At 65.9% G+C, this 8,778-nt stretch carries 5 protein-coding genes and 1 tRNA gene; 2 read left to right on the top strand and 4 right to left on the bottom strand.

Going from position 1 to position 8,778, the window contains the following annotated elements:
• A partial coding sequence (locus tag KGM94_RS20670; RefSeq protein WP_300263550.1) for an alpha-2-macroglobulin occupies nucleotides 1-5,156 on the bottom strand: 5,156 nt, incomplete at its 3' end.
• A gap of 350 nt (nucleotides 5,157-5,506) precedes the next feature.
• Here KGM94_RS20670 and KGM94_RS20675 point away from each other — a divergent pair.
• Together KGM94_RS20675 and KGM94_RS20680 are read left to right on the top strand one after the other, a co-directional pair.
• Nucleotides 5,507-5,583, top strand: a tRNA-Arg gene (locus KGM94_RS20675).
• Between the two features lie 794 nt (nucleotides 5,584-6,377).
• Complete coding sequence (locus KGM94_RS20680; protein ID WP_300263552.1) at nucleotides 6,378-6,710, top strand: PEPxxWA-CTERM sorting domain-containing protein; 333 nt, start codon at nucleotides 6,378-6,380, stop codon at nucleotides 6,708-6,710.
• A gap of 238 nt (nucleotides 6,711-6,948) precedes the next feature.
• On the opposite strand, the gene KGM94_RS20685 is transcribed toward KGM94_RS20680, so the two are convergent.
• The 3 genes from KGM94_RS20685 to KGM94_RS20695 all read right to left on the bottom strand — a co-directional run bounded on the left by KGM94_RS20685 (nucleotide 6,949) and on the right by KGM94_RS20695 (nucleotide 8,677).
• Nucleotides 6,949-7,425 (bottom strand): hypothetical protein, encoded by a 477-nt coding sequence (locus KGM94_RS20685; protein ID WP_300263554.1) that lies wholly within the window; start codon nucleotides 7,423-7,425, stop codon nucleotides 6,949-6,951.
• Nucleotides 7,426-7,598: 173 nt separating this feature from the next.
• Complete coding sequence (locus KGM94_RS20690) at nucleotides 7,599-7,826, bottom strand: hypothetical protein (protein ID WP_300263556.1); 228 nt, start codon at nucleotides 7,824-7,826, stop codon at nucleotides 7,599-7,601.
• Between the two features lie 149 nt (nucleotides 7,827-7,975).
• Entirely contained in the window at nucleotides 7,976-8,677 is a 702-nt protein-coding gene (locus KGM94_RS20695; protein ID WP_300263558.1) for a polysaccharide deacetylase family protein, read from the bottom strand.
• Nucleotides 8,678-8,778 lie beyond the last annotated feature (101 nt).

The raw sequence follows: 8,778 nt of genomic DNA on the forward strand, positions 1-8,778 counted from the left end.
TAGCGCGAGGGATTGTACATGTCCTCGACATAGGCCTGCGGCAGCACGTATTTGCCCGGCGAGACCGCGCGCACGACGTAAGCCACCGTGAACACGGACTTGTCATCGGAGGCGCGGTCGATCGCCGCGGTGAAGCGGTCGTCGCGGAACTCGGTATCTTCGGGCTCCTCGCCGTCCTCGATCCAGTCGAGCGTGCCGCTGTCGCCGGAGGAGACCAGTTTCGGATTGTCGATCTCGAGGCCCGCAGGCAGGTAGTCGGACACCATGATGTGTCCGTATTCGGGCTTGGCCTCGGTCACCTTCAGCACCACGGCAAAGCGCTCGTTCTGCTTGACCTTGCTGATGTCGGCCGGCTTGCCGTCGAGCGTGAAATAGCCGCGCTCGATCTTGAAGCCGTTCGACGCCGCCGGCTCCGGTGTGACCGGCGAGCCCGACACCGAGACCACTGCCTGCACCGGCGCATCGCCGGTGTTGGTGATCTTGAGCGGCTTGCCGGTCATCTCCGCGGCCCTGTAGCTGCGATAGAGCGCGGTCTTGACCGCCTGGCCATCGACGTCGAGCGACAGGTTCTCCTTGGCGAGCGCGCGCGCCGCCAGCACCAGCCACGCATTCTCCTGCGTCGAGGTGTAGGGCGTGAGCCCGCGCGCGGCCTCGACGCGGTTGACGGCCTGCGTCAACGTCGGACGCGGCGCATTGCCCTCGCTCGCGAGCGAGACGAGAGCTGCCGCATCGCGGAGCTGCGAGCCGTAGTCGGTGCGGCCGAACTCCAGCGCGGGTCTTGGCGCGAGGCTGTCGAGCGCCGCGCCATAGACCCGCTCGGCGCGGTTGCGGTCGCCGACCAGCGCAAGCGCCGCCGCCAGTTGCGATTTGGCGATCGGGGTCGCGAGATTGCCGAGCTTGGTGTCGGCGAGATAGCGGAGATCGCCGATCGGCGCCGCGCCGTTGCGGGCGAGCACGTAGAGTCCATAGGCGAGATCGCGTCCGCCGTCCTTCTCCGGCTCATTGGCGTTCACCACCGAGTTGCGGATGCGGTCGAGCGCGCTCTTGAACAGCACGTCCGGCACGACAAAACCCTTCTCGCGGGCGCGGGTCAGAAAGTCGGTGACATAGGCATCGAGCCAGGCGTCCTCGCCGCCGGCCGACCACAGGCCAAAGGAACCGTTGGAGCCCTGCCGGGCCAAGAGCCGTTCGATCGCGTCCTTGATGCGCTGGTCGACCTCGGTGTCCATGGCCAGATGCGCGCCGGCCGCGAGTTCGTTGACGTAGAGCAGCGGCATGGCGCGGCTCGTGATCTGCTCCGAGCAGCCATAGGGGTAGCGGTCGAGCGCCTTCAAAATGGTCGCGGCGTCGAGCGCGGTCGAAAGGCTCGCCGAGATCGAGACGCTGCCGGTGCCCGGCACGAGATCGGAGAACATGTCCGAGGTCAGCGTCAGGCTCTCGCCCTTCGCCAGCGTCCGGATCGAGCGCCGCGCCAGCACCTGCGTCGCCGCCTTGACGTCGAGCGCGTAGTGACGCGCCAGCGTCAATCCATTCGGGCCCTTGATGTCGACGTCCAGCGTCGCCTGTCCCGCAGCGGTGGCATCGAGCGCCAGCGACAGCGAGTTGCGCTGCTTCGCTGCGAGCTTGATCGTGCTCGCGGGATTGCCGGTCATCTTCACGGGCCCCGCCGTCTTGACGCTGACCGTGTAGTCGCCGGCAGTGCCCTCGACATTGTCGATCTCGAGATTGACCGCGCCGTGATCGCCATTGAGCAGGAAGCGCGGCAAGGTTGCCGTCAACACCACGGGATCGCGGATCACGACGTCGGTATTGGCGCGACCGAGCTTGGTCGCAGTCCAGGCCACCGCCATCACGCGCGCCGTGCCCGCGAACTCCGGAATGTCGAACGAGACCTCTGCGGTGCCGTCGGCGGCGACCGTGACGATGCCGGAATAGAGCGCAAGCGGCTTCTGTGTCGGTGGCGAGCCCTGCAGTTCCGCGCCGGCATCGCCGCCGGATTTGATCTGGCCGCGCGTGCCTTGCATGCCGTCGATCAGCTGGCCGTAGAGATCGCGGATTTCCGCGGTCAGGCGGCGCTGGCCGAGATAGTAATCATCTGGCGCCGGCGGCTTGTAGTTGGTCAGATTGAGGATGCCCACATCGACCGCGGCGACGACGATCTTGGCGTCCTCGCCGGGGTTGAGTCCCTCGAGCTTGACCGGGATTTTCAACTGCGAATTCGGCCGGATAAGCGCCGGCGGCGCCAGCTTCACGGAGAGTGTGCGGGCCTGCTTGTCGATGCCGAACCATTTCAGCCCGATCGCGCGTCCCGGCATGCGCTGCGCGGCCGCATCGAGCGGCCGGCGCAAGGTCGCCACCACATAGGCGCCAGTGCCCCAGTCCTTGCCGATCGGAAGCTTGACCTGCGCAACGCCTTCCTTGACGTCGAGGCTCTGCGTGGTCAGCAGGCGATCGCCGAGCACGTTGATGGTGAGCTTGCCGGCGCTGCGCGCGTTGACGGTCACCGTCATGGTGTCGCCGGAGGCGTATTGCGGCTTGTCGATCGAGGTCTCCAGGAGGTCCGGCGTGTCGGCCGAGCCGTCGGAATACCAGCCGACGTCGAACTGTACCGAGGTGATCGGACCGTCCGCGTCGATCGACTTCACGTCGAGCCGATAACGCCCGGGCCGCGGGCTGAGCGAGATGCGCGCCGGCTTGTCGGCGGCAACCGCGAGGTCGCCGTCGGCGACGCGCGATGTCGACTTGACCGGCTCGTACTCCCAGTAATTGTTCTGGCGATACCACTGGTAGCGCGACTCGATCTTCAGGAGCTCATAGCGCAGCCCGTCGCGCGCCACTGTCTTGCCCTCGGGCGAGACGAAGGCGACGTCGAACTCGGCCTTGTCGCCTTCGGCCACGCTTCTGTCGCCGAACAGCGGCTTGACGCCGATCATCGCGCCGGCGGCCGCGATCGGCAGCACCAGCTTGCGCTCGACCGCACGCCCGCCCGTCTCCGCCATGCGGATGAAGATCTGCGCCTCCTGCGGACGCGTCGAGGCCGGCTGCTTGTCCAGCGTCACCGGGAAGGTCGCCACACCGTTGGCATCGGACTCCGGCAGGTTCTCCAGCGGCGTGCGCTCGTTGCTGGTGGTCTCCTCGTCGGCGACGCCGAACTCGTATCCGGCAAATCCCGGCCGCTCGGCGGCGGGCGCCACCAGCATGTCCCCTTCGAGCTGCAGGCCCGAGGCCGGCGCGCCATAGAGGAAATGCCCGTCGACCTTCAGCTCCACCGGAGCCTGAGCCTTGATCAGCTTGTCCTTGGTGCTCAAGTCGAATTCGATTCTGTCCGGGACATAGTCCTCGACCATGAAGGTGGTCTCGCCGACGGACGAGGCCTTCGGGTCCGTGAACGCGCGCACCCGCCAGGTCCCTGTCGGCACGGCGGAATTGAGCGGGACCGAGAGGGAGCGTCCGCCCGCGCCCTGGTCGGCGAGAACGGCACGGCGGAACTCGACGCCATCGGGCCGCTCCACCACCAGCGTCAGCGGGCCGCCGGTGACGGCGTTGCCCTGCCCGTCGCGCAAGAGCGCGGTCAGGTACACGGTCTCGTTCGAGCGGTAGACGCCGCGCTCGGCATAGACGAAGGCGTCCGCGGTCGCCGGCACCACACGACCGGCGACGCCGCGATCGCCGAGATCGAAGGCCGAGGTCTTGAGGCTGAGGAAGGCGTAGTCGGCTTTTTCGCCGCCGACGGTGAGCAGCGCCGGCGACAGGCCGCCCTCGCCGCGTGCGAGCCCCGCCTCGAACAGCACGTGGCCGGATTCGTCGGTCCTGCGGGTGGCGAGGATCTCGTTGTTGCGCGCGACCAGCCGCACTTCGGCTTTCGCGACCGGGTCGGTCGAGGCGAGCGAATTGACGAAGACGTGGATGCCGTCATTGCCGGAATAGGCAGTGACGCCGAGATCGGAGACGATGAACCACTGGGTGGCGAGCTGGTAGTCGTCGTCGCTGCCGGGGCCCTTGGCGGCCGCCGTCATCACATAGACGCCGGGCAGGAGGTCGCCGAGCGCCTGGTCGACCGGAAACGCGGTGGTGACGTCCTGGTTCAGCGTCATGGCGGTCGCAAGCTCGCCCGACCAGACCTTGACGCCGCGCTCGTCGCCGAGCTCGGTGAGCTGGTAGCGCGAGATCGTGCGCTGGAAATCGCTCTCGACCACCGTGTTGATCAGGTTGCGGTCGCCGATCCGGAACACATTGATGGTCGCCGCCGGGGTGTTGACGCTGACCAGGGGGATGCCGCGCTGGCCAGTCCGCGGCAGCACGTAGGCGCGGCTGGTGAAGCGCACGAACGGCTTGCGGTCGCGCACATAGATGTTGAACTCGGCCGATTTCGGCAGGCTCTCCTTCACCGTCGACGGCAGGCCGGCGCGCAGATTGATGTTGTAGCGCTCGCCGTGCTCCAGTCCGTCGACGCAGAGCTGCTTGCCCTCGGCCGACAGTGCCGGTTTGTCCTGGCCCGCCAGCGCGAGGAACGGGGTGAAATCGATGCGCTTGGCGAGTTCCTCGGAGAACTGGAAGCAGGCCCGCGGGCTCGCGGAATCGGAATCGACGGTGTAGTCGAGCAGCCGGAAGCCGTGCTCGTCGCGCAGCTTCTCATATTGCCCGCGGACGTCGGCGACCTCGCGCATGTCGAGCGACAGCCGCAGCGCATCCAGCGCCGGCCGCCACAATTTGCGCTCGGCGAGCGCCCGGCCCAGCACCGCCAGCGCCTCGGCCTCCTCGCCCGCATTGCCGGCGCGCTGATAGGCGATGTAGGCCGCAGTCGAGGCCCGCTCCAGCAGGAAGGTCTGCTCGCTCGAGCTCTTCGGCACGATCTGGAAGATGACGCGGGCGAGCCGCAGCCAGTTGCCGGCATCGTCCGGCGTGGTGGCGGCGATCTGGCCGAGGATCGACAGGCCCGTGCGGTAATCGTTGCGCTTGAAGGCTGCGTCGGCGTCGGTGCGCAAGGACGCATTGCTCTTGGCCACCGGGCCCGCCTCGCTCCTGATCTGGGCCTCCAGCTTGATCGCGGAATCGGCGAGATCGTCGCGCTTGAAGGCCTTGTCCGCGGCCAGAGCCGTCGTCAGGCCAAGCAGAACCGTTGCGCAAAGAGCTGCAGCGCGAACCAAACCGATCATGATGGACTCCCGGGACCGCGGACGAGCGCCGCGTCAGCAATGACGTGCGAAGAAAAGGTGACGGACTCAAGGCGATGGAACCAGAATGGCCGAACGTCGCATTGCGCCATGACAAGTCAACCCGAACCGAGGTGCGGCGGCCGTTCAGGATACCGCAAGGCGGCGCCAGGCACCGGCCGGCAGACCGGCGGCGCGGCCAAGGGACGCCGCGCCGGAACCCGTGGACACCGACGCTCCGCTTTGTCGCCCGGTTGCGGAAAACGGTTCGGTCCAGGCTTGGCGGCGGGACGGATTTTTCATATTGCCATGGTACAAGGTCGGCCGGGCGCCACGCCCAAGCCGGTCTCTCCGGTCCCGTAGCTCAACTGGATAGAGTAGCGGATTTCTACTCCGCGGGTTGCAGGTTCGAGTCCTGCCGGGATCGCCACCGCTCACGCGACATGGCAGCAGCCACCCCGAATAAGTCTTGGACCGGAAACGACATCGGATAGACACCTCTCCGACGACCCGCGGCCGTGCGTGTCATCGGAGTTGCTCCAGTTCACCGTCGCGAACGCTGGAACCACGCCTTCGCCTGGTCGCGCATCACTGCATCCCCGAACGGCGCCACAACGGCGAATAGCCGGTGCGCATTATTAAATGCGCATAAACAAAATTAAATGCAGAACTTCCATCATTTTAAATCTTAATCTCACTCGGCAACGCTGCACCAGATACCGCTGGATTCAACTTCTCAACTCTTTTCCGGTTTCCAACTTTTCCCAGTTGCTATATACATGAATTAATAACGCAGATTATCTCTATCGTTGGAGTTGCAGCGATGAAGTATTTAAACTTTGCATTAGCGGCTGTCTTTCTTGCGTCCGCCGGGTCCGCGAAGGCCGACGTTCTGATCGCTAGTCTCAATCAGATATCGTTCACGCCTGTAAAGACCTGCTCCTCACCATGCGTGACCGCTCCGACCATCACCACGGTCGGCACGGTGCAGGCGACTGACGAAGCCGGATACGTCGACGTCCTGGTGACGCTCGTCAACGGGGCAACCTTCATCAATACCGGGGGCCGCATGCGCCATTCGTCTACAATGTCGGCACGCCCACCCTTGCCACGAGCGTTACTCCCGCGCCTGTCTACAGTCCGAGTACGAGCGGCTTCATCGCTGATACATCGAATCCCGTCGAGGAGACGCCGTACGGCAACTTCTCGAATGGAATCCGCTATGTGGACGTCGATTCGCTCGGCAATTTCGCTGACCATCAAAATGGTGGAGGCCACGGCAATCCCGGCCCGCTGGAGTTTCACCTCGCCGGGCTGACGGTGAACGATTTCAAAGCAAATGCCGGCGGATATTTCTTCGGCGCGGACGTGATTGCTTGCACCGGCATTGCCGGCGTGGAGTGCAACACGGGCGGCGTTGCGGCAAACCATATCACGATCGTCTCCCACACGGTGCCCGCCGTCCCCGAGCCGTCCACGTGGGCGATGATGACCCTCGGCTTCCTGTGTATCGGCACGGTCGCTTATCGGCGCCGCAACGCGCGTGCCGCGGCCTAATATTCAGCCTGGCCGCTGCTGCTGAGAGACCGCCCAGCGCCGATTTTATTGATTACTTGGCAGTCCGGAGGGATCGACCGGGCCGTCAGCGCCAAGCTGACGACCCTTTGCCGGTTCTTCCTGGTCAAAATGTTCCGTATCGCATTCGGGCGTTCGCCGTGCCGCGCATCGGGTGAAGCTTATGCTACTGCGCGCCCGCATGCCTCGCGAAGCCGCGTTCACACCATGCGAATTGCCGTCACTTGCCTTGCGCCGTGACCGCATCTAGCCGGTAGCCCTCGTGGCAGCCGATGCAGGCCGAGAGCTGCGCGCCGAGGGAGGTCAGCACCTGTTCGCGGCTCGCGCCCGAGTCCGCCGCCCTTGCGATGTCATCGAAGCGCCGGTGCAGGCCGAGCCCGAGTTCCTTGAATTCGAGCGGCAGCTTGGCCATCAGTGCCGGATTGACGTCGGCCGCCGCCGCCATGCCGCTCGCGCGCGCCGCCTGCGCGACGCGCTTCATGTCGCCCGCATTCACGCCATCGACGATACCCTGCACCGAACCGAGAACGCCGCGCATTTCGGCCAGCACGAGATTGCGCTCGTCGGCCGTCAGCAAGACGGCCGTGCGCCCGTCGGGCGCGATCTGCGTCCGGCCGCGAACGAAGAAGACGACGGCGACGGCGGCGGTCGCCAGCCAAAGGGCGATGGCGACGACCGACAGGATGCGGGGTCTCATCGAGGCATTCTCCGGTAGCGGTTTCCGACCGGTCGACCGGTCCAGCTCGGAGAAAAGCTACCGGGCGAGCCGCACGCGCGATTTGCGCCAAGACAAGTTCAGGTCAAGACGAGTTGGGCCGGCAAACGGAACGCGGCGGTGACGGCGGCGACGGCCAGCCACCACGATTGCATCTACCGCCGCGACTGCTCCCATCGCCTGCCGAACACCGGCGTCCTCGTCTCGATGGCCTCCCAGTCAAAGAAATTGTGATAGCCGGACCAGGCGTGGACCTCGGCATTGCAGACCCGGCATTTGAAGCTGCCGGAATGCTTGTCCGCGTGCTTCTCCCTGGTCGCGGTGTAGTTCATTCCGCAACCCGAGCAGGTGAATTCCTCGGTCGTCCAGATGCTGTTGGCCATGCCTGAAAATACGCCCTCTGACTTGCCCGCCATCGTAGGGTTCGCCGCTTTCATCCGCGTGAATCGCTCGCCTCAAATCCGGTTAACGGCCGTTAGCGAACGCTCTGCCCGCACATGCGGCAACTTGCGCACTGGCTGCGAGGATCGCCTCAGCCCCCGCGCACCCATTTGGCGATCTCGATCAGCGGCGCGACCCAGACGTCGCGCGCGGCGGCGAGATGGTCGAGCAACGCGTTCAGCGTCGTCGGCTCGGAGAACAGATGATGCGTTCCCGATCCGATGCCGTGAAAGACCGCGATCAGCCATCCGCCGCGATCGCGCGTCTCGTCGACGGCGTCGACGAGCGCGGCGAGCGGCAACCCGTCGGCTTCCAGGCAATCGAGGTTCATCAGGTCGAGATCGGCGGTGACGGTGATCGGCTTGTCGGTTCGCCGGCCGCGCGCGGCGACGAAATCCGACCGGATCAGCTCGGCGATGGCCGCCCTGTTGCGCCCCTGCCCGAGATGCGTGTCGTAGCAGGTACAGGCAAAGGTCCGCTCCGGTCGGCCGTCGATCAGCGTCAGAAAGGCGTTGGCGACCCGCACCTCCTGCTGGAAACGGAGCGGCGTATAGCGCCTGAGGTCGAAGGCCGGGTCGAGCCAGTCCCAGCCGGGCCGGCCCCGGCAGGGATGGAACAGGGTATGGTTGCCCAGCTCATGGCCGCGCGCGGCCAGCGCGCGCCAGGGCAAGGGATCGCGGCTCGGGGCCGTCGCGATATGGAGATAGAAGCTGCCGCGCAGGCCGCGCGCCTCGAGTGCAGGTCCAGCGAGTTCGTGATGGACCGGCAGCGCATCGTCGAAGGTCAGCGACACGGCACATCGGCGTCCGGCCGGCCAGCGCGGCTGTTCTGAGCGGTCCAGCGATGCCCCCTTCCCGATTGCCCCGCCGGCGACAAACCCACCGACTCTGTGAT

The sequence above is a fragment of the Bradyrhizobium sp. genome (genome assembly GCF_028868675.1).
Taxonomy (GTDB): Bacteria; Pseudomonadota; Alphaproteobacteria; order Rhizobiales; family Xanthobacteraceae; genus Bradyrhizobium.

Coding starts and splice junctions, on each gene's coding strand:
- KGM94_RS20690 (WP_300263556.1), bottom strand. CDS start 7,826: ATGGCCAACAGCATCTGGACGACCGAGGAATTCACCTGCTCGGGTTGC.
- KGM94_RS20685 (WP_300263554.1), bottom strand. CDS start 7,425: ATGAGACCCCGCATCCTGTCGGTCGTCGCCATCGCCCTTTGGCTGGCG.